Here is a 17,682-nt window from a genome sequence, read left to right as displayed (position 1 = left end):
AGAAGGCGGTCAGCGGGAAACGCCCGGCGATCTTTGCGGCTGAGCCGGCACCGCCTTCTTCTTCGCAGGCTCCTCCTCGCCGAACAGCTTTTCCACCTGCTGCCCGATGCGCGCCCCGAGGGCCGTGCCCACGCCCGGCAGCACCGCGGTACCGACCGCCGCACCGGCCAGCGCACCGCCCGTCAGCGACACCTCGGGATCGCTCATGCTTCCACCCACCTTGAGCGGCACGCCGACCACGCCATCGACAAGGTCGACCGCCACTTCGCCGTCCAGCTTGCGGTTGAAGAGCTTCAGGTTGCCGCTGGCCGTGAGCAGGCCCGAGCGCGCCTTGAGCCCCGTGTACCGCATCACGATGCCGTCTTCGCCGCCTTGCGTGTCGAGGGTGCCCGTGAGTTCGTCGAGCGGCGTGGTGCCGCCGCGGCTGATGCCCGCGGTTGTCACGGCCTTGGCCAGGTCGAGCCGGGTGAGCGTCGCGGGCTTCACCGAGAAGGTGGTGCGCGTGTGCAGGCTGCGGATCAGCGCACCGAGCTCGCCCGCTTGGGCCACCAGCGTGGTCTGGCCCGAAAACTTGCCCGCCACGGCGGTGCGCCGGCCGAAGGCCTGCACCAGCCCTTCGATGTCGACCTGCCGGGGCTCGAGTTCGGCCGACACGCGCATCGTGTCGTTCGGCAGCAGCTCGAAGAGGGAGACGCCGTTCCACGTGCCGCCGCCCACTTCGATGCGGGTGCGCCACCGGTCCTGGCCTGCTTCGCGGTCCAGGCGCAGCCGCGCGGGAGGCGAGGCGCCGGCGCGTTCAAGGCGCGCCTGGCGCGGTCGCCAGCCGGTGTCGAAAACAACGTCGCCGTCATAGGCGAGCGCAATGCCGCGCCGGTCGATCCAGACCACGTCGCGCCATCGCGCCTTCTCGAGCGGAATGGGCGCCAGCGCCCATGGCGCCGGCAGCGAGAACAGGTGGCCCGGCTCCTTCGGCTTGGGCCCCTTGCCGCGGAAGGCGCGCACCGATTCGCGCGGCAGCACCAGGCTTTCGATCTCGGCCTCGTCGATGGCGACGACCCTTTGCAGCAGCTTCCGGAGCTTGAGCTGGAGCGTGATGCGGCGCAGGGTGATGGGGCGCGCCTGATCGGTGGCCACCTGGGACAGCACCAGCACCGGGCTGGGCCACAGCGCCCAATGCGCGCCGCCGATCTTCAGACCGACGCCGAAGCGCTTTTCAAATGCTTCGGAAATCCGCGCGGCCACTTCCTCGTCGCTGGGCAAGCGGGTGCTGGCCACCCACACCAGCACGCCGGTGCCGAGCAGCAACACCACGGCAATGCCGATGAGCCAGCGTCGGACGGGGTGCTTCATCGACCCAACTTAGCACGCGAAGGCGACTGCGGTTGTCAGCCGCCATCGCTATAGTTTCCGAAACTTTTAGTGGAGACAATCTCATGCGCATCTGGAAGAAAGACATCTCGGTCGAAGAGCTGACCCGCAACCACGTCGGCACCGCCGTTTCCACGCTGGGCATGGAGTTCCTGGAGGTGGGCGACGACTTCATCCGCGCCCGCGTGCCGGTGGACGAGCGCACCCGCCAGCCCTACGGCATCCTGCACGGCGGCGTGTCGGTGGTGCTGGCCGAAACGCTGGGCTCCTGCGGCGCGCACTACTCGGCCCCCGAGGGAGACCGGGCCGTGGGCCTGGACATCAATGCCAACCACATCCGCTCGGCCACCAGCGGCTGGGTCACGGGCACTGCGCGGCCGGTGCACCGCGGGCGCACCACGCAGGTGTGGCAGATCGACATGACCAACGACGCCGGCGATTTGACCTGCGTCTCGCGCATCACAATGGCGGTGCTGCCGCCGCGCTAGGCAAGCAAGAAGACCCGCCCGATACACACACACGGGCGGCAGCGGGCCGGACGAAGCCCCTCAAAAACACAAGACGAGGAGAAAGCAAACTCATGAGCAACCTATTCAGCTGGCGCGAAGTCGCCGCCACCGAAGGCCGCGTGGTCGCGCCCGACGAACGCCTGCCCTGGCTGCAGACCGGCGCCATGGGCGTGCAGCACGTGATCGCGATGTTCGGCGCCACGGTGCTGGCGCCCATCCTGATGGGCTTCAACCCCAACATCGCCATTTTGATGAGCGGCATCGGCACGCTGATCTTCTTTTTGGTGACGGGCGGCAAAGTGCCCAGCTACCTGGGCTCGAGCTTCGCGTTCATCGGCGTGGTGATCGCGGCCACCGGCTATGCGGGCAAGGGGCCCAATGCCAACATCGCTGTGGCGCTGGGCGGCATCGTGGCCTGCGGGGCGATCTACATCCTGATCGGCGCGCTGGTGCAGGCCATTGGTACCGGGTGGATCGAACGCTTCATGCCACCGGTGGTCACGGGCGCGGTGGTGGCGGTGATCGGGCTCAACCTGGCGAGCGTGCCGATCAAGAACATGGCGGCCAGCAATTTCGACTCGTGGATGCAAGCCGTCACCTTTCTCTGCGTGGGGCTGGTGGCGGTGTTCACGCGCGGCATGATGCAGCGCCTGCTGATCCTGATCGGGCTCATCCTGGCTACTGCGGTCTATGCGCTGCTGACCAATCTCTTCGGCATGGGCAAGCCGGTCGACCTGTCCGGCATTGCCAATGCGGCCTGGATTGGCATGCCGACTTTCACCGCACCCGTGTTCACAACCAACGCCATGCTGCTGATCGCCCCCGTGGCCATCATCCTGGTGGCGGAAAACCTCGGCCACCTGAAGGCGGTCACGGCCATGACGGGCCGCAACCTCGACCCCTACATCGGCCGCGCCTTCATCGGCGACGGCATTGCCACCGTGGTGAGCGGCGCCGCCGGCGGCACGGGTGTGACCACTTATGCCGAAAACATCGGCGTGATGGCGGCCACGCGCATCTATTCGACGGCGGTGTTCGTGGTGGCGGCGCTCATTGCGCTGGTGCTGGGCTTCAGCCCGAAGTTCGGCGCGCTGATCCAGGCGATTCCGCTGCCGGTGATGGGCGGCGTGAGCATCGTGGTGTTCGGCCTCATCGCGATTGCGGGCGCCAAGATCTGGGTCGACAACAAGGTCGATTTCTCGCAGAACAAGAACCTCATCGTGGCCGCGATCACACTGATCATCGGCACCGGCGACTTCACCTTGAAGTTCGGCCAATTCGCGCTGGGCGGCATTGGGACCGCGACTTTCGGCGCGATCATTCTTTACGCACTTCTGGGGCGAACGCGCAACGCCTCCGCCCTGCCAAAGTGAAACGCCTTGCAAAAAATGTCCTGCCAAGTGGTTGAAGCGCGACCCGGTCGCTGGCCGGAAGCCCGCGCCCGTTAGACTTCAACGCTTTTCGCACCGACGTTTTCCAATGGCCGATGTCTCCGCCGCGCGCACCAAGGCGGTTTTCGAATTCAAGAGCGCCACGCTGCCGCTGATCGCAGTGATCCTCAAGACGGCCGACCTGGCCGTGCTGGCCGACGCGCTCGACGCCCAGTTGGCTGACTCGCCCGATTTCTTCGAGCAGGAGCCGGTGGTCATCGACCTCTCGCAGCTGCAGCCGGAGGACGAAGGCGGCGAGGAACCCGCAGCGCTCGACTTCGCGGCGCTGCGCGGCCTGCTGGCGCGCCACCAGACGCAGCCCATTGCGGTGCGCGGGGGTAACGACGCCCAGAATGCAGCAGCCCGCGCGGCCGGCCTTTCGGTCACGGCCATGCCGGTGGCTCCGGCTCCGCGTTCGCCCGCGCCGCCCGCCGCATCGCCCGCACCCGCCAGCGAAGCGCCGCAGATCGTGCGCGAAGTGCCGGTGCCGGCCAATGGCACGCTCTTGATCGACAAGCCCCTGCGTTCGGGCCAGCAGGTGTACGCGCGTGGTGGCGACGTGGTGGTGACGGCGGTGGTGAGCTTTGGTGCCGAAGTGATCGCCGACGGCAACGTGCACGTGTATGCGCCTCTGCGAGGCAAGGCGATTGCCGGCGCGCGCGGCAATATCGAGGCGCGGATCTTCTCGACCTGCATGGAAGCGCAGCTGGTGGCCATTGCGGGCATCTATCGCACCAACGAAGTGCCGCTGCCCGATCCGGTGCTCGGCAAGCCGGCGCAGATACGCCTGGACGGCAAGAAATTAGTGATCGATCCGATCTGATGCGCCGCGGCGCATCCGAAAAACCAACAACCGAATCGAAACAAGAAGGAATGGCAATGGCCAAAATTGTGGTGGTGACCTCAGGCAAGGGCGGCGTCGGAAAGACCACGACGAGCGCCAGCTTCGCGTCGGGCCTTGCGCTCGCCGGCAAGAAGACGGCGGTGATCGACTTCGACGTGGGCCTGCGCAACCTCGACCTCATCATGGGCTGCGAACGCCGCGTGGTGTATGACCTGATCAACGTGATCCAGGGCGAAGCCAACCTGAGCCAGGCGCTCATCAAGGACAAGCAGTGCGACAACCTCTTCGTGCTGGCGGCCTCGCAGACGCGCGACAAGGAAGCGCTGACGCAAGAGGGCGTCGAAAAGGTGCTGACCGACCTGGCTGCCATGGACTTCGACTACATCGTGTGCGATTCGCCCGCGGGCATCGAGACCGGCGCGATGATGGCCATGCACTTTGCCGATGAGGCACTCGTGGTGACCAACCCCGAGGTATCCTCGGTGCGCGACTCCGATCGCATCCTGGGCATGCTGAGCAGCAAGACCAAGCGGGCGAAGGAAGGCGGCGACCCCATCAAGGAGCACCTGCTGATCACCCGCTACAACCCCAACCGCGTGGCCGGCGGCCAGATGCTCTCGCTGGAAGACATCCAGGACATCCTGCGCATCAAGCTGATCGGCGTCATTCCGGAATCCGAAAGCGTGCTGCAGGCGTCCAACCAGGGCGTGCCCGCCATCCACGACAAGGAAACCGACGTGGCCAAGGCCTACAGCGACGTGGTGGCGCGCTTCCTGGGCGAAGACAAGCCGATGCGCTTCGTCGATGCGGAAAAGCCGGGCTTCTTCAAGCGAATTTTCGGAGGCAAATAGGCCATGTCCTTTTTCTCGTTCCTGCTCGGCGAAAAGAAGAAGACGGCCAGCGTCGCCAAAGAGCGGCTGCAGATCATCCTCGCGCACGAGCGGTCCAGCCTCAGCGGCAAGAAGCGCCCCGACTACCTGCCCGACCTCCAGCGCGAGCTGATGGCGGTGATCTCGAAGTACGTGAAGATCAATGCCGAGGACATCAAGGTTCACCTGGAAAAGCAGGACGACCTCGAAGTGCTCGACATCAAGATCGAGCTGCCCGACGCGACGCCCTCGCCGGCACGCTGATCGACCACGCGGGGGGCGGCGCAGCCCTCCCGTTTCAGTTCAGGGCTCAGCTCAAGGCTGCGCCACGAAGCGCGCCACCTGCCGCAGCACGTCCTCTTCCTTGAGGATGCGGCGGTGTCCCAGCCCCTCCGTGGCCACGAGCCGCGCCCCCTTGATGGCATCGCGGTAGGCCTCCGCGTCTGCAAAGCGGTTCACGCGATCGTCTCGGTCATGCACGATCAGCGTCGGCTGCACGATGCGCGGGCCGACAGCCGGCGGCTCCAGCTGCGCCATCAAGAGGCCTTCCCGCGCTTCGAACAGCCGCTGCATTGCGAGCCGCGTCGCTTCGCTCAGCCCGAACGTGTGCGCGAAGTAGCGCGTGAATTCGCGCGCCGAAGCCGGTGGTGCGAGCAACACCAGCCGCTCGGCGCGCAGGCCCTGCGCGGCGGCCAACCCCAGCGCGTTGGCGCCCATCGAATGCGCGACCGCTGCGCGGAGGGTATGGCCGTCTGCGACGAGCCTTGCAACCACGTACGAGATGGCACGGGCGAACTGCGGCGAGTTGCTCATGATGCCCGCGCTGCGGCCGTGGGCCGGCAGCTCGAGCAGCACGGGCCGAAGGCCTTCATCGGCCAACACCTTGGCCAACGCCAGCATCTGACCGGCATGCCCGCCCCAGCCGTGCACCAGCAGCACGATGGGCGCCGATTCCGCACCTGAATCCTGCGTGGCAAGGTGATAGAGGCCGAGCTCGCGTTTTCGAAAGCCCAAGCTTCGCGACGCCACTCGGTGCCGGGCGCCTGCCCGCGGTAGAGCCACTTGGGCGGCAGCGGCGTGCCGAAGAGCCGGTAGGCGGCTTGCACTCCCAGTGCAGGCCACACGCGCTGCGCGGTGGTCAGGCCGAAACGCAGTGTGCGCATGACACGGCTGGGGCGGTAGTAGTTCGATTGCGCGGTGTGCGTGGCCGCGGAAGTGGTGGTGGTGCTGCTCGTCATGCAATGGCTCCTTCGATTCAGTACCAGACCCAGTCTTCGTTGCTGCGCGGCAGGCTGCGCAGTGCCTCCCGAGCGGTTTCCGCGCCGATGGCGGCCAGGTAGACGGCAAGGCAGAGGACGATGATCAGCATGGTGCTTCTCCTTTATCGCACGACTGTGCGAAATTAGAATACAGAAAGACGAATGAAACTGCGTGGCGCCGTTGGTTCAGGCGCGATAGCTGGAAAGAATCCGCTGCCAGGTCTGCTTGGCGCGGTCGGCGGCTTGGGGGTCGCGCAGGAAGCGCGCGTCGTGCAGCAGGCCCATGATGAGGCCGTTGATTTCGCTGACGACTTGCGCGGCGTCGGTGTCGGCGCGCAATTCGCCGGTCTCCACCGCCTGCAGCACGGTGCGGCGCAGGGCGGCGCGCCAGCGCGTGATCTCGGCGAGCAGCAGGTCGCGCAGCTCGCCTTCGCGGTCGTCGTATTCGAAGGCGCCGGCCATGTAGATGCAGCCGGTTTCGGCTTCGATGTCGCGGGTGCGCGCGATCCAGCGATCGACGATGTCCTCGAGCCGCGCCAAGCCCTTGGGCTTTTGCATGGCCGGCACGAAAACGTCGGCGAGGAAGCGGCGGCCGTACTCTTCGATCACGGCCTTCTGCAGTGCCTCGCGCGAACCGACGCGCGAGAACACACCACTCTTGGAAAGCGCCAAGCGGCTGGCCACGGCCTGGAGCGTGATCGCTTCCAGGCCATCGGTCAGCGCGAGGTCCATCGCCGCACCGATGATCGCGGTGCGGGTGAATTCGCTTTTCTGGGTCTTGGCGTCCATGATCCAGACTTTAGCACAGTCGTGCGAAATTGCAAATGCGCCAATAGAGGCACTCTGGTCGGTGCCGCACAGATGATTTGCTCATGTGAAACCAACAAACGCATCGTTCCCTGCATAAGCACTTCTGCGGAGAATCGCCGCTCGGCCAGTCCGGGCCTTCCTTCCGATCCTTCGCGCCAGATGAACTTCCAACAACTGCGCTCGGTACGCGAGGCCGTTCGTTGCGGCTTCAACCTGACCGAGGTCGCCCACACCCTGCACACGTCCCAACCGGGCGTGAGCCGGCAGATCCGCGAGCTGGAGGAGGAACTCGGCATCGAGCTTTTTGTGCGCGCCGGCAAGCGGCTCACCGGGCTCACCGAGCCAGGCGGCCACGTGCTGCCGATCATCGAACGCATGCTGATGGAAAGCAGCAACCTGAGGCAGGCGGGACAAGAGTTCGTGGCGCAGCAAAGCGGGCTGCTCTCGGTGGCGGCCACGCATTCGCAGGCGCGCTACGCCATGCCGGTGGCGGTTCAGGAATTTCGCGCGCAGTTTCCCAACGTGAAGCTGCACCTGCACCAGGGTTCGCCCAAGCAAATCGCGCAGATGCTGATCGACGGTGAAGCCGACGTGGGCATTGCAACCGAGGCGCTGGGCGACTATCCGCAGCTGGTGGCCCTGCCCTGCTATCGCTGGACGCACTCTGTGGTGGTGCCGCCGGGCCATGCGCTACTCGATGCGCCGCTGACGCTCGAGGCGCTGACGCGCCATCCGCTCATCACCTACGACACCGGCTTTACCGGCCGCTCTCGCATCGACGAGGCTTTTGCCCAACGCGGGCTCACACCGCACATCGTGCTCGCGGCCATGGACGCCGACGTGATCAAGACCTACGTGCAGCTGGGCATGGGCGTGGGCATCGTCGCCGGCGTGGCCTACGAGGCCGAGCGCGACACGCAGTTGCGCGCGCTCGATGCGGGCCGGCTGTTCGGAATCAACCTCACCAAGCTGGCGGTGCGGCGCGGCAACTACCTGCGCAAGTACGTCTACTCGTTCATCGAGTCTTTTGCACCGACCTTGACGCGCAGCGTGGTCGAAAAGGCTCTGGGCGATGAAGCGAAGGGCTCGCACTACGAAATCTAGCGCCGGCGCAACGGATTCAACGCTTGCCGACACAGGATTAAAAAAGAAGCTGGCTGCTTCACACAGGCAGCGTACATTCGGGTTAATTCCTTGGCTTCCCGGAACGGATCAGCAATGGCATCGACCCCGCAGCAGCGACAGCAGCAAACCAAGGCAGCCCAAAAGGCCGCCGACGCCGCCGAACGGCGCGAGCGGCTCAGACGGGCACTGCCCGCCACCGTCGAACTGCTGCAAAGCCGCCAGGCGGATCGCATCGACGATGCCGACATCGATGCGTATGTGAGCCTTAACTGGCTCGAGTGGCATGGTGGCGGCTTGAGGCTCACGATCACGGGGCGCAATGTGTGCGCCCAGTCGCTGCCTACCGTAGCGGCCTGAGCGCTTCGCGCGCTAGAGCAAAAAAACGCCGCAGGATTGCTGCGGCGTTCTCCAAGCTTGGCGCATGACGCGCCCTGCCTTTGGTCTTTACTGGCTGCCGACGATGATCTGCGCGATCACACCCGTGGCAATGGCCGCGAGCACGTAGTCGCCGCCGACACCCACCCACTGGTAGCCGCGGGGCGGCGCCTGCAGGCGATAGGCCCGGTAGTCGTTCACCACGTAGTTGCGACCGCGGTATTCGTGCGGTACACGGCCGCCACGGCGCCACTCTGCGTGAGGCTGCGGGTAGCCGCCGCGATCGAACTGGCGGCCGGGACGGTAGTCCTCGCGGCCATAGTGGTTGCCGCCGCGGTTGTCGTGCCGGTCGAATCGGCGCTCCTGTTGTTCATAGCGGCCGTTGCCCTGGTCGGAGCGGCCATTCCCTTGTTCGTAGCGTCCGTTGCCTTGATCGTTGCCGCGTTCATGGCTGGGGTTGTGGCCACGGTCCTGCGCGAAGGCACTTCCAGCCGCCATGCACATTACGAGTGCTGCAGCAGCGACGGCCATGCTCTTTGAATTGATGATCATCTGGAACTCCTTCGTGTTGATGACGAGTCCATTGTCAGAGGCGCTTGTGTCTGCCCTGGGCACATCAGGTCGCGGTCAGGTGAATTCAGGTAAAGGCTGGTATCGGGGCGGCGCCTTGTCCTGCAGTGCGGGAGCGTATCGGTTGACCACCAGGCCGCATTCGTAGGCTTTGGAGCCAAGCAGGCGAAGCTCGTGACCGTTGCGCTGGTCGTGAAACACTGATCGACCGCTGCCCACGGCCACAGGGTTGATAAAGAACTGGAACTCGTCGACCAGTCCCTCGGCCACCAGAGACGACGCAAACCCGACGCCGCCAATGCAGAGAATGTTGGCGCCCGACTGCCGCTTGAGCGCATTCACCTCGTCGGCCATGCGCCCTGCTGCAATTTCGGTGCGCGGCCACCGCGATACCTTGAGCTTGTTCGTGAGCACGACCTTGCGCGCATCGACCACCTTTTGTGCGAAGGCGTAGTGCGGATCGGCCGCATGGTTGCGTGCAGCACCGCCCCAGTGGTCGAGATAGCCTTCCTCGATGATCTTGCGGCTCAGAAGAATCGCGTCGACCGACTCGAAGACTTCGTTGAAGTACTGCTTGAGCGCGTCGTCCCAATTCCAGCGGTCGCCCCAGCCCCACAGTTGCCAATCGAGCCCGGAATTGGACGCTGCGACGCATCCATCGACAGACATCTGCATTTGCAGAATGAGCTTTCTCATGAGGTTCTCCTACGGTGACGTTTGCCAGGAAACTGCTCTTGATTTGCAATCAGTTGAAGTATTGGAGCACTGGTACGAAAATGCAAGCAGTTTCAAAACGAGAGCGGTATTGCGATGGCGAACCAGCAGAGATCCCAGTGCCCCGTCAACCTGTCGCTCGAAGTCTTCGGCGATCGCTGGAGCCTGCTTATCGTTCGCGACATGATGTTTGCGGGCAAGCGGCACTTCAGGGAGTTCTTGCAGTCCGACGAAGGCATTTCCTCCAACATCCTGACCGAGCGGCTGGGCAAGCTCGTGGAACAAGGCGTGCTCCGCAAGAGCGACGATCCCACGCACAAGCAGAAAGCGATTTACAGCCTCACGCCGATGGGCATCGACCTGCTGCCGGTGGTGGCGCAGATCGGCATCTGGGGGCGCAAGCACCTGCCGGTCACACGCGAAAGTGCGTCAGCCGCGGCGGCCATGGAAAGAGGCGGGCCGGAGCTCTGGAAGCAGATGCAGGCAGAGTTGCGCAAGGAGCATGCGGCTGCGCGCAAAGGCTGAGCCCGGCCGAATATCCCGCTATGCCAGAGTCGCGCGGATGCTCGCATGCCAGCTCAAGGCCACGAGATCGCACTGACTAGACTCAAACAGCAGCAACGGCGCGCAGCAGATCGACGTAGGCGCCCTGCACCAGCTGCTCGGGCGCGATGCCCAGTTGCGCCATGAGCGCATGGGCTTCGGCCACACCGTCTTCGGCGGGCTCACCTTCTTGCAGCACCACCTCGAGTTCGAGGAACTCGCCCAGGCCCTCCACCCGGTCAAGGTGCACACGCGTGCGGCCCACGATGAAGAGCCGACGCTGCTTGCGCACACGGCCGGCCTGGCCCCAGGCCTGCGTGAGCGACTCGCGCAAGGTGTCGGGCGTTGTGGTGGGCGAGATCAGATAGAACGACTCTTTCGGGCCGCTGCTGTTCGCGCGGCGGTAGAAGATCAGTTCCGCATGGTCGGGCGCGAAGGTGCGCAGCTTGAGGCGATCGGCACTGTTCTCGCAGCGAAAGAACGTGTCGTCCTGCGCGATTTCGATCGGATCCGAATCGGCCAGCTTCGCGGCGATGTGCGCCACGCGTTCCACGCTGTCGATGCGGGCCTTGATCTCTATGTTTCTTGCCATCTCGGGTCGTGCTTTGAGTTGTGGCTTGCTTGTGTTCGGGGCGCGTGCACAGGACACCGGGTACTCCCCTCCGCGAATGTCCCCCGGCGGCGGCTCGCCCCCTGGTCTGACCCTTACAAAGTTCGTTCAGGGCGCGCTGCCCTGCGGCCCGACCGGCGGTGGCGCAGCACGCCCGTTGGAGCCCGGCGCTAGCTTGCGGCCAAACGACTCGCCCACCCGACGAACAGGCCGGCTGGCTTTTTCCGACACGTTGTTCACACCGCGCCGCGTCGCGTCTTCGGCGCGGTCGATGCCGCGGCCCGCGGCGTTGGTGCCGCGCTGCACGCTGTTCACGACCTTGCTATCGCGTGGAGGCGGCGGAAGCGTGTGCGCGGGCTGCACCTTGGGTGGGTTGTCGGCGCTCTGGGCGTGAACGGCAGTGGCGGACAGCAGCAGGAGCGCGGCGCTCGCAGCGGCCAGTGCAAATGAATGAGCAGGCATCTTCTTGGTCATGAGGGACTTCCTTCCTTGTCGTCAGGGTGGTCGGCATCTGCTGCTTCTGCGGCGGCGCGCGCCATGCGCTCGCTCTTCCAGTACACGTCGTCGCCGCCGTTCATCCGGTTGAGCACACGTGCAAGCACAAAGAGCAGGTCGCTGAGCCGGTTGAGATATTGACGCAGCGCATCGTTGAGTTCAACCGTCGCGCCGAGAGCCACCACGGCGCGCTCGGCCCGCCGCGCGACCGTGCGGCACACGTGCGCGAGCGAGGCCGCCCGCGTGCCCGCGGGCAGGATGAATTCGGCCAGGCGCGGCAAGGCGGCATTGTGCTCGGCCAGCGCGTTGTCCAACTGCAGCAGCGCGTCGGCTTTCAGCAGCGTGTAGCCTGGCATCGAAAGCTCGCCGCCAAGGTTGAAGAGCTGGTGCTGCACATCGACGAGCAGCTCGCGCACGGGCTCCGGCATGGGCTCGCAGAGCAGCACGCCGATCTGCGAGTTGAGCTCGTCCACGTCGCCCATGGCGTGCACGCGCAAGTGATCCTTTGGCACGCGCGTGTTGTCGCCAAGGCCGGTGGTGCCGTCGTCACCGGTGCGGGTGGCGATCTGGGAAAGTCGGTTGCCCATGGGCGCTCCTGTTGTGCCTGTTTTATCGCAGGATGGTCGACGCGTCGATCTTGCCGGCCAGCCATTGCAGGCCCGCCAGATGCTGCTGGTCGTGGCTGCAGAGGTAATGGATGAGGCTGCGCATCGTGAGCGGTCCGTAGCCCTCGAACACGGCGGTGCGCGCCAGTTGCGCATCGTTCAGGCTCGAGATGATTTCCATGGTTTGCGCACGCGCGGTCTTGAACTCGGCCAGCACCTTGGCCGCGTCGGCCATGCCGTAAGCGCGTGCAATGGCGAGCGGCTCGCTGTCGATCGAAGCCAGCATCGGTTTGTGCTCTTCCAGCGTGCGGCGAAAGCGGACGTGGTAGCCCTCGATCTCGATGTCGCGCACATGGCAGAGTTGTTCGATGGCGGTGAAGGCCTCGCTCGGAACGCCCTCCCACGAGGTCGGCGCCCAATGCCGGAACGCATCGGGAATGGCCGCGTAGTGGGCGGCGAGTTGCGACGGAAAGGCCGCGAGTGCACTGAGGGTCGTAGGGTTCATGGTTCTTTCGAAGCGCATTATGGTGCTCGCTCCGTAAAATGGCCGGACAGAGCCCCGCCCTCACCCTCTCCAGGAGACGCCCGATGAACGCACCGACCCAAACCTCGCACCTGATGCCGGAGCTTCATCTGCGCGACGTGCCCGACAGCCTGATCGAAGGGCTGAAAGCACGCTTTGGCGCCAACTGCTCCACGGCCATGGCGGTGCGCACGCAGCATGGGCGCGACGAGTCCTCGTTCGACGCCCCGCCGCCATCGGCCGTGATCTTTGCCGAGAGTACACAGGACGTGGCCGACGCCGTGAAGCTCGCGAGCGAGCACAGCGTGCCGGTCATTCCCTTCGGCGTGGGCTCATCGCTCGAAGGCCATCTGCTCGCGGTGCAGGGCGGCATCAGCATCGACGTGTCGCGCATGAACAAGGTGCTCTCGGTCAATGCGGACGACCTCACGGTCACGGTGCAACCTGGCGTCACGCGCAAGCAACTCAACGACGAGATCAAGAGCACGGGCCTGTTCTTCCCCATCGATCCCGGCGCTGACGCCTCCATCGGCGGCATGACCGCCACGCGCGCGAGCGGCACGAACGCCGTGCGCTACGGCACCATGCGCGAGAACGTGCTGGCGCTCGAAGTCGTGACCGCCGCCGGCGAAGTCATTCGCACCGGCACGCGCGCCAAGAAGTCGTCCGCAGGCTACGACCTCACGCGCCTCATGGTGGGCAGCGAAGGCACGCTGGGCGTGGTCACCGAGGTCACGCTGCGCATCTACCCGCTGCCCGAGGCAGTGTCGGCCGCGATCTGCTCGTTCCCGAGCATCGAGGCCGCGGTGCGCACCACCATCGAGACCATCCAGCTCGGCGTGCCGATCGCGCGGGTCGAGCTGATCGACGTGAATACGGTGCGCATGGTGAACGCCTATGCCAAGCTGGGCCTGCGCGAAGAGCCGATGCTGCTGATGGAATTCCACGGCTCGCCCGCCGGCGTGAAGGAGCAGGCCGAGACCGTGCAGGAACTCGCAAGCGGCCACGGCGGCAACGCCTTCGAATGGGCCAGCACGCCGGAAGAACGCACGCGCCTGTGGACCGCACGGCACAACAGCTACTTCGCGGCCGTGCAGTCGCGCCCGGGCTGCCGGGTGATCTCGACCGACACCTGCGTGCCCATTTCACGCTTGGCCGACTGCCTGCTCGACTCCGTGGCCGAGGCCGATGCCAGCGGCATCCCCTACTTCCTGGTCGGCCATGTGGGCGACGGCAATTTCCACTTCGGCTATCTGCTGGACCCGAACATTCCCGAAGAACGCGTGAAGGCCGAGGAACTGAACCACGCGCTCGTAAGCCGCGCGCTGGCGCTGGAGGGCACCTGCACTGGCGAGCACGGTGTGGGGCTGCACAAGATGGATTTCCTTGTGACCGAAGCGGGCGTGGGCGCGATCGACATGATGCGCACGATCAAGCGCGCGCTCGATCCGAAGAACATCATGAATCCCGGCAAGATCTTCGCGCTCTGATCTGACCGTTCCAAGCTCCCATGAAAATGCCCGGCGGCTCGCCAGAGCCCCGGGCTTTTTTTGCGGTTGGCCGCGCGTCTTGCTTACTTGCGGCGGCGGGCGGGTGCCTGTTCCGGCGGCACGTAGGTTTGCGACGGGGCCGCGCCACCGTCCACGCCCAGCCGCCCACCGCCGCCAAGGCCCTGGCCGCGCACGGTCTGCGCCTTGTAGTTGCGCAGCGAGCGAACCATCTGGTTGAAGGCGTCCATGAACGCCGCGGCAATCACTTTGCCTTGCGCCGTATTGGTATAGCCGCCGAGATTGCCGCCGGCGCGGGCGCCGAACACCGAGCCGAAGGCGCCGAAGTCGGTCTTGGAGGCGCTGCCTTCCGAAGCCGCGACCTGCACGCCCGAACGGTTGTCGATGAGCGTGAGCAGCGCGCTGGCTTCCTTGGTCTGCATGCTGCCGCCGACCGCAGCCAAGGCGCGCCCACGGTTGCCGCCGACCAAGCCGCCCAAGGCGCCGCCGATGCCGCCGGCATCGCTGTTGCTGAACACGATCTCGGGTGAGAGGCCGTAGTCGGACGCCACCATCTGGCCGCGGCCGAAATTGCTGCCGCCGCGCATTTCACCCGACTGCTGCAGTGCGCGCTCGCGCGTCATGGCGTTCATGCCGGCCGCACCGCGCTCGACCACCACGAAACAGTTCGACTGCTGCACCAGGAGGCGCAGCAGATTGGCGGTGGGCGGAAGGCGATATTCGCCGGTGAGGATGGTGTACCAGCCGGAATTCACGTTCTCGATGAGCGAGACGGTACCCAGCGGCGATTCGCAGCGCTCCAGCTGGCCACTCTCGCCGGCTGTGGCGGACCCGGCCGCGCTGCCCGTTGCCATGGTCTTGGCCGACTGGCTGCCCATTTGCATGTCCGTGGTGGCGCAGCCGGTCAAAAGCAGCGCACCCACAGCCACGGCCGCGAATGGAAATTTTGTAGTGAACCTCATGATGACTCCCTCTCCTTGATATTTGGGTCGATGTGCCCGGCGAGGATACCCGTAAAAGATTGCAAGATCGATTAGACGGATGTCAGAGGGAGCCCGCCCGCGCCTAAGCCGTTCGGCGGATGCGTTCGATCAATCCGTTAAGGGCTTCGATGGAGCCAAAGTGGATGGCGAGTTCCCCACTTTCCTCGACCTTGCCGCCGCGCTTGCTGCGCTTCTTGATGCGCACCTCGACCTCGGCGGTGAGCAGGTCGGCCAGTTCTTCTTCCACCCGCTGCAGGTCGCGCGACTTCTCACCGTCGTTGCTGCGGCGCGAGGGCGTGAGCGTGAACTCCGCCGCGAGCCGCTTCACCAGCGCCTCCGCTTCGCGCACCGACATCTTCTTGGCAGCGATCTGGTTGGCGGCGGTGATCTGCGTGCCGCGGTCCAGCGACAGCAGCGCGCGGGCGTGGCCCATGTCGATGTCGCCGGCCATCAGCATCTGCTGCGCCGGTTCGGCCAGGTTCAGCAGCCGCAGCAGGTTGCTGGCGGCGCTGCGTGAGCGGCCCACGGCCTGGGCAGCCGCCTCGTGAGTGAGCCCAAACTCCGAGACCAGGCGTTGCAAACCCTGAGCTTCTTCGAGTGGGTTCAGATCTTCGCGCTGGATGTTCTCGATCAGCGACATGGCCGCCGCAGCCTCGTTGGGCACGTCGCGCACCAGCACCGGCACGCGGTCGAGACCCGCAAGTCGGGCGGCACGGAAGCGACGCTCGCCAGCGATGATTTCAAACTCGGCGTTCTTGGCCTCGGCCGATTCGCCATCGAGACGGCGCACCAAGATCGGCTGCATGATGCCCTGCGCCTTGATGCTCTCGGCAAGCTCGTACAGCGCGCCTTCGTCCATGCGGGTGCGCGGCTGGTAGACGCCCGCCACCATCTGATCGAGCATCAGCGTGGTCGGGTTCTGCGCGGCGGCGCCCTCTTCCGTTCCTGCGTTGTCGACGAAATGCCCTGCCGTCGGGCCGAGCAATGCTTCGAGGCCGCGCCCGAGGCCCTTGGGTTTCTTGGTCGCCATCAGTGCTTGTCTTTCGAGATTTCGTTCAATAGTTTCCGGCCCTCGGGCCAATCGCCCAGGCCGGATTCGGCATTCAGGTGGCCGCCCGGTCCGGCGTCAACGAAGCGCGCGCGCCAGTCGGCCGCCAGCTGGCGCGAGCGCGCGGCGTCGCAATAGGGATCGTCGTTGGCGGCGACCAGCACCGCCGGAAATGGCAAGGGCTGGCGCACGATGGGACCCCAGCCAGGAATTAGCTGGCGCAGGTCGTTGCGCTCCAGGTCACCGGGCGCAACCAGCAGCGCGCCTCGCACCTTGTGCGTGTTGCGCGAATGTGCGGCCCAGGCGGCGACGAGGATGCAGCCCAGGCTGTGCGCGGCAAACACGACCGGACCGGGTGCGGCAAGCACTTCTTCCTCGAGCCGTGCAGACCAGTCGCCACGAAGTGGGCGCATCCACTCATGCTGCTCGACGCGGCGGTCGCCGTACGCGGATTCCCAACGCGTCTGCCAATGGCCGGGGCCGCTGTTCTGCCAGCCCGGCAGCAAGAGGATGCGGGGAGTCGTCGTCGTCATCTGCTGGAAACTTGTTGGCGCAGGTCCATGATGGACCGCGTCAGAGGCTTTTTTCGCTGGTGGAATCGGGTGCGGCCGCCGGGGCCAGCACGTCTTCGGGAATGGCCAGGTTGGGCGCGCCGGCTGCGACCGGCGCAATCGGCGGCGCCACCGCATTCGATGCAAAGGCGCTGGCGGGCGGCAGCTTCTCGACCAGCTCCTTGGCAAAGGCGACAAAAGCCTGGCTTCCGCGGGCGTTCGGATCGAACACCACGCCAGGCAGGCCGTAGCTCGGCGCCTCGGCGAGCCGCACGTTGCGCGGAATGACGGTGTCGAACACCTTGTCGCCGAAGTGGGCCTTGAGCTGCTCGCTCACCTGCTGCTGCAGCGTGATGCGCGGATCGAACATCACGCGCAGCAGGCCGATGATCTGCAGATTCTTGTTGAGGTTGGCGTGCACCTGCTTGATGGTGTTGACCAGGTCCGTCAGCCCCTCGAGCGCGAAGTATTCGCATTGCATGGGCACGATCACGCCATGCGCGACGCACAGCCCGTTGAGCGTCAGCAGGCTCAGGCTCGGCGGGCAGTCGATCAGCACGAAGTCGTACTCGGCGCCCACCGCGGCCAGCGCGGTGCGCAGGCGCTTTTCGCGGCGGTCGAGCGCCACCATTTCGACCTCGGCACCAGCCAGCTCCCGGTTGGCGCCGAGCACGTCATAGCCGCAGCCGCCCTCCACGAGCTTGTCGGCCTTCACGCGCGCCTCGGCCACCGAAGCCGACTCGAGCAGCACGTCGTACACCGTGAGCTCCAGCTGGCGCTTGTCGATGCCCGAACCCATGGTCGCATTGCCTTGGGGATCAAGGTCGATCATCAGCACCCGCTGGCCGACCTTGGCCAAGCCGGCGGCCAGGTTGACGGTGGTGGTGGTCTTGCCGACGCCGCCCTTTTGGTTGGCAATACAGAAAATCTTGGCCATAGGGAA

Annotated in this window: 21 protein-coding genes and 1 pseudogene; 9 read left to right on the top strand and 13 right to left on the bottom strand. The window is 65.6% G+C overall.

From position 1 onward, the window contains the following. Positions 1 to 9: 9 nt before the first annotated feature. A complete protein-coding gene (locus J2X92_RS20405; protein ID WP_307578170.1) occupies positions 10 to 1,350 on the bottom strand; it encodes an AsmA-like C-terminal region-containing protein in 1,341 nt (446 codons plus the stop codon). 83 nt (positions 1,351 to 1,433) lie between these two features. Between J2X92_RS20405 and J2X92_RS20400 the strand changes: the two genes are divergently transcribed. From J2X92_RS20400 to minE, 5 genes are all read left to right on the top strand, one after another. After that, a complete protein-coding gene (locus tag J2X92_RS20400; RefSeq protein WP_307578168.1) occupies positions 1,434 to 1,856 on the top strand; it encodes a hotdog fold thioesterase in 423 nt (140 codons plus the stop codon). 92 nt (positions 1,857 to 1,948) lie between these two features. Continuing rightward, entirely contained in the window at positions 1,949 to 3,250 is a 1,302-nt protein-coding gene (locus J2X92_RS20395) for a solute carrier family 23 protein (RefSeq protein WP_307578166.1), read from the top strand. Positions 3,251 to 3,356: 106 nt separating this feature from the next. Next, on the top strand, positions 3,357 to 4,130 hold the full coding sequence (minC, locus tag J2X92_RS20390; RefSeq protein ID WP_307578164.1) for a septum site-determining protein MinC: 774 nt from the start codon (positions 3,357 to 3,359) through the stop codon (positions 4,128 to 4,130). Positions 4,131 to 4,186: 56 nt separating this feature from the next. Further along, positions 4,187 to 5,002 (top strand): septum site-determining protein MinD, encoded by an 816-nt coding sequence (gene minD, locus J2X92_RS20385; protein ID WP_055807861.1) that lies wholly within the window; start codon positions 4,187 to 4,189, stop codon positions 5,000 to 5,002. A gap of 3 nt (positions 5,003 to 5,005) precedes the next feature. Then, positions 5,006 to 5,284 carry a cell division topological specificity factor MinE gene (minE, locus tag J2X92_RS20380; protein ID WP_055807120.1) on the top strand — a complete coding sequence of 93 codons (279 nt, stop codon included), beginning with the start codon at positions 5,006 to 5,008 and terminating at the stop codon, positions 5,282 to 5,284. A 51-nt stretch (positions 5,285 to 5,335) separates the two neighbouring features. Here the strand turns inward: minE and J2X92_RS20375 are convergent. Together J2X92_RS20375 and J2X92_RS20370 are read right to left on the bottom strand one after the other, a co-directional pair. After that, positions 5,336 to 6,258: pseudogene (locus tag J2X92_RS20375) on the bottom strand (alpha/beta hydrolase). Positions 6,259 to 6,465: 207 nt separating this feature from the next. Beyond that, the gene (locus J2X92_RS20370; protein WP_307578161.1) at positions 6,466 to 7,068 is read right to left on the bottom strand and encodes a TetR/AcrR family transcriptional regulator; all 603 of its coding nucleotides are present in this window, start codon (positions 7,066 to 7,068) and stop codon (positions 6,466 to 6,468) included. Positions 7,069 to 7,248: 180 nt separating this feature from the next. On the opposite strand from J2X92_RS20370, the gene J2X92_RS20365 reads away from it, so the two are divergent. After that, positions 7,249 to 8,193 (top strand): CysB family HTH-type transcriptional regulator, encoded by a 945-nt coding sequence (locus J2X92_RS20365; protein WP_307578159.1) that lies wholly within the window; start codon positions 7,249 to 7,251, stop codon positions 8,191 to 8,193. Positions 8,194 to 8,307: 114 nt separating this feature from the next. Next, positions 8,308 to 8,571 carry a hypothetical protein gene (locus tag J2X92_RS20360; protein WP_307578157.1) on the top strand — a complete coding sequence of 88 codons (264 nt, stop codon included), beginning with the start codon at positions 8,308 to 8,310 and terminating at the stop codon, positions 8,569 to 8,571. 87 nt (positions 8,572 to 8,658) lie between these two features. On the opposite strand, the gene J2X92_RS20355 is transcribed toward J2X92_RS20360, so the two are convergent. Together J2X92_RS20355 and J2X92_RS20350 are read right to left on the bottom strand one after the other, a co-directional pair. Continuing rightward, a complete protein-coding gene (locus J2X92_RS20355) occupies positions 8,659 to 9,141 on the bottom strand; it encodes an RcnB family protein (protein ID WP_307578155.1) in 483 nt (160 codons plus the stop codon). A gap of 75 nt (positions 9,142 to 9,216) precedes the next feature. Beyond that, entirely contained in the window at positions 9,217 to 9,855 is a 639-nt protein-coding gene (locus J2X92_RS20350; RefSeq protein ID WP_307578154.1) for a dihydrofolate reductase family protein, read from the bottom strand. 114 nt (positions 9,856 to 9,969) lie between these two features. Between J2X92_RS20350 and J2X92_RS20345 the strand changes: the two genes are divergently transcribed. Further along, positions 9,970 to 10,398, top strand: a complete 429-nt coding sequence (locus J2X92_RS20345; protein ID WP_307578152.1) for a winged helix-turn-helix transcriptional regulator — start codon at positions 9,970 to 9,972, stop codon at positions 10,396 to 10,398. 82 nt (positions 10,399 to 10,480) lie between these two features. Here J2X92_RS20345 and J2X92_RS20340 read toward each other — a convergent pair whose 3' ends face one another. From J2X92_RS20340 to J2X92_RS20325, 4 genes are all read right to left on the bottom strand, one after another. After that, a complete protein-coding gene (locus J2X92_RS20340; RefSeq protein WP_307578150.1) occupies positions 10,481 to 11,008 on the bottom strand; it encodes a class IV adenylate cyclase in 528 nt (175 codons plus the stop codon). Between the two features lie 126 nt (positions 11,009 to 11,134). Further along, complete coding sequence (locus J2X92_RS20335; RefSeq protein ID WP_307578148.1) at positions 11,135 to 11,500, bottom strand: hypothetical protein; 366 nt, start codon at positions 11,498 to 11,500, stop codon at positions 11,135 to 11,137. Continuing rightward, positions 11,497 to 12,108: a cob(I)yrinic acid a,c-diamide adenosyltransferase gene (locus tag J2X92_RS20330; RefSeq protein ID WP_307578147.1), complete on the bottom strand. Its 612-nt coding sequence runs from the start codon at positions 12,106 to 12,108 to the stop codon at positions 11,497 to 11,499. Before J2X92_RS20330 ends, J2X92_RS20335 begins: the two co-directional genes overlap by 4 nt. 22 nt (positions 12,109 to 12,130) lie before the next feature. Then, a complete protein-coding gene (locus tag J2X92_RS20325; RefSeq protein ID WP_307578145.1) occupies positions 12,131 to 12,631 on the bottom strand; it encodes a DinB family protein in 501 nt (166 codons plus the stop codon). A gap of 83 nt (positions 12,632 to 12,714) precedes the next feature. Between J2X92_RS20325 and J2X92_RS20320 the strand changes: the two genes are divergently transcribed. Continuing rightward, a complete protein-coding gene (locus J2X92_RS20320) occupies positions 12,715 to 14,139 on the top strand; it encodes an FAD-binding oxidoreductase (RefSeq protein ID WP_307578144.1) in 1,425 nt (474 codons plus the stop codon). An 83-nt stretch (positions 14,140 to 14,222) separates the two neighbouring features. On the opposite strand, the gene J2X92_RS20315 is transcribed toward J2X92_RS20320, so the two are convergent. The 4 genes from J2X92_RS20315 to J2X92_RS20300 all read right to left on the bottom strand — a co-directional run bounded on the left by J2X92_RS20315 (position 14,223) and on the right by J2X92_RS20300 (position 17,676). Further along, entirely contained in the window at positions 14,223 to 15,119 is an 897-nt protein-coding gene (locus tag J2X92_RS20315; RefSeq protein WP_307578142.1) for a CsgG/HfaB family protein, read from the bottom strand. A gap of 103 nt (positions 15,120 to 15,222) precedes the next feature. Beyond that, positions 15,223 to 16,170: a ParB/RepB/Spo0J family partition protein gene (locus tag J2X92_RS20310; protein WP_307578140.1), complete on the bottom strand. Its 948-nt coding sequence runs from the start codon at positions 16,168 to 16,170 to the stop codon at positions 15,223 to 15,225. Continuing rightward, positions 16,170 to 16,721, bottom strand: coding sequence for an RBBP9/YdeN family alpha/beta hydrolase (locus J2X92_RS20305; protein ID WP_307578139.1), 552 nt, complete (start codon positions 16,719 to 16,721; stop codon positions 16,170 to 16,172). Before J2X92_RS20305 ends, J2X92_RS20310 begins: the two co-directional genes overlap by 1 nt. 40 nt (positions 16,722 to 16,761) lie before the next feature. After that, positions 16,762 to 17,676 (bottom strand): ParA family protein, encoded by a 915-nt coding sequence (locus tag J2X92_RS20300; protein WP_307578137.1) that lies wholly within the window; start codon positions 17,674 to 17,676, stop codon positions 16,762 to 16,764. Positions 17,677 to 17,682: the final 6 nt, after the last annotated feature.

It is taken from the genome of Variovorax paradoxus (genome assembly GCF_030811855.1).
Lineage (GTDB): Bacteria > Pseudomonadota > Gammaproteobacteria > Burkholderiales > Burkholderiaceae_C > Variovorax > Variovorax paradoxus_L.
This window is presented reverse-complemented; position numbering and strand designations above follow the sequence as displayed.

What these genes read in the sequence shown, in the direction of transcription:
- J2X92_RS20335 (WP_307578148.1), bottom strand. Translation starts at nt 11,500, where the DNA reads ATGACCAAGAAGATGCCTGCTCATTCATTTGCACTGGCCGCTGCGAGC.
- J2X92_RS20345 (WP_307578152.1), top strand. Translation starts at nt 9,970, where the DNA reads ATGGCGAACCAGCAGAGATCCCAGTGCCCCGTCAACCTGTCGCTCGAA.
- J2X92_RS20315 (WP_307578142.1), bottom strand. Translation starts at nt 15,119, where the DNA reads ATGAGGTTCACTACAAAATTTCCATTCGCGGCCGTGGCTGTGGGTGCG.
- J2X92_RS20360 (WP_307578157.1), top strand. Translation starts at nt 8,308, where the DNA reads ATGGCATCGACCCCGCAGCAGCGACAGCAGCAAACCAAGGCAGCCCAA.
- J2X92_RS20340 (WP_307578150.1), bottom strand. Translation starts at nt 11,008, where the DNA reads ATGGCAAGAAACATAGAGATCAAGGCCCGCATCGACAGCGTGGAACGC.
- J2X92_RS20365 (WP_307578159.1), top strand. Translation starts at nt 7,249, where the DNA reads ATGAACTTCCAACAACTGCGCTCGGTACGCGAGGCCGTTCGTTGCGGC.
- minD (WP_055807861.1), top strand. Translation starts at nt 4,187, where the DNA reads ATGGCCAAAATTGTGGTGGTGACCTCAGGCAAGGGCGGCGTCGGAAAG.
- J2X92_RS20305 (WP_307578139.1), bottom strand. Translation starts at nt 16,721, where the DNA reads ATGACGACGACGACTCCCCGCATCCTCTTGCTGCCGGGCTGGCAGAAC.
- J2X92_RS20350 (WP_307578154.1), bottom strand. Translation starts at nt 9,855, where the DNA reads ATGAGAAAGCTCATTCTGCAAATGCAGATGTCTGTCGATGGATGCGTC.
- J2X92_RS20310 (WP_307578140.1), bottom strand. Translation starts at nt 16,170, where the DNA reads ATGGCGACCAAGAAACCCAAGGGCCTCGGGCGCGGCCTCGAAGCATTG.
- J2X92_RS20325 (WP_307578145.1), bottom strand. Translation starts at nt 12,631, where the DNA reads ATGAACCCTACGACCCTCAGTGCACTCGCGGCCTTTCCGTCGCAACTC.
- J2X92_RS20330 (WP_307578147.1), bottom strand. Translation starts at nt 12,108, where the DNA reads ATGGGCAACCGACTTTCCCAGATCGCCACCCGCACCGGTGACGACGGC.
- J2X92_RS20395 (WP_307578166.1), top strand. Translation starts at nt 1,949, where the DNA reads ATGAGCAACCTATTCAGCTGGCGCGAAGTCGCCGCCACCGAAGGCCGC.
- J2X92_RS20320 (WP_307578144.1), top strand. Translation starts at nt 12,715, where the DNA reads ATGAACGCACCGACCCAAACCTCGCACCTGATGCCGGAGCTTCATCTG.
- J2X92_RS20400 (WP_307578168.1), top strand. Translation starts at nt 1,434, where the DNA reads ATGCGCATCTGGAAGAAAGACATCTCGGTCGAAGAGCTGACCCGCAAC.
- J2X92_RS20300 (WP_307578137.1), bottom strand. Translation starts at nt 17,676, where the DNA reads ATGGCCAAGATTTTCTGTATTGCCAACCAAAAGGGCGGCGTCGGCAAG.
- J2X92_RS20355 (WP_307578155.1), bottom strand. Translation starts at nt 9,141, where the DNA reads ATGATCATCAATTCAAAGAGCATGGCCGTCGCTGCTGCAGCACTCGTA.
- minE (WP_055807120.1), top strand. Translation starts at nt 5,006, where the DNA reads ATGTCCTTTTTCTCGTTCCTGCTCGGCGAAAAGAAGAAGACGGCCAGC.
- minC (WP_307578164.1), top strand. Translation starts at nt 3,357, where the DNA reads ATGGCCGATGTCTCCGCCGCGCGCACCAAGGCGGTTTTCGAATTCAAG.
- J2X92_RS20405 (WP_307578170.1), bottom strand. Translation starts at nt 1,350, where the DNA reads ATGAAGCACCCCGTCCGACGCTGGCTCATCGGCATTGCCGTGGTGTTG.
- J2X92_RS20370 (WP_307578161.1), bottom strand. Translation starts at nt 7,068, where the DNA reads ATGGACGCCAAGACCCAGAAAAGCGAATTCACCCGCACCGCGATCATC.